A 424-nucleotide genomic window follows, 5' to 3' on the forward strand; every position below is an offset into this window, starting at 1 on the left:
GTGCTGGAAGACAACGCCGATGTTGCGCTTGTGCGCCGGCAGGGCGACGATGCTTTTGCCGCCAACGGCGAGGTCGCCGGAGGTGAGGTCGGTGAAGCCCGCGACGACGTTGAGCGTCGTGGTCTTGCCCGAGCCGCTGGGGCCGAGCAGCGTCATGAACTCGCCCGGCTCGATATGCAGGCTGACATCGTCGAGTGCGGTGAAATTGCCGTAGCGCTTGGTTGCGCACTTGATGTCGATGGCCGCGCCGCGTTTCCTCGCAGTCATCTCAACTCCTCGTCGATTTCGAGCTGATGATCAGCCCGGCGCTGATGATCAGCGTCGTGGCAATGAAGATGATGGTTCCGACGGCCGTCACCGTCGGATCGGCGTCGCGGGTGATGCTGGTGAAGATCTGCACCGGCAAGGTCTTCAGGTAGGGACC

General features: G+C 63.0%; 1 protein-coding gene and 1 pseudogene. Both read right to left on the bottom strand.

The genetic code is table 11. The features are described from left to right. A partial coding sequence (locus ENZ74_RS34170) for an ATP-binding cassette domain-containing protein (RefSeq protein ID WP_127313391.1) occupies positions 1–267 on the bottom strand: 267 nt, incomplete at its 3' end. A 1-nt stretch (position 268) separates the two neighbouring features. Further along, positions 269–424 (bottom strand): annotated as a pseudogene (locus ENZ74_RS35620) (ABC transporter permease); the annotation flags it as partial.

Origin of the sequence: Mesorhizobium sp. M7A.F.Ca.CA.002.15.2.1, assembly GCF_003998715.1 — a bacterium.
In the GTDB taxonomy this organism is placed as follows: Bacteria; Pseudomonadota; Alphaproteobacteria; order Rhizobiales; family Rhizobiaceae; genus Mesorhizobium; species Mesorhizobium ciceri.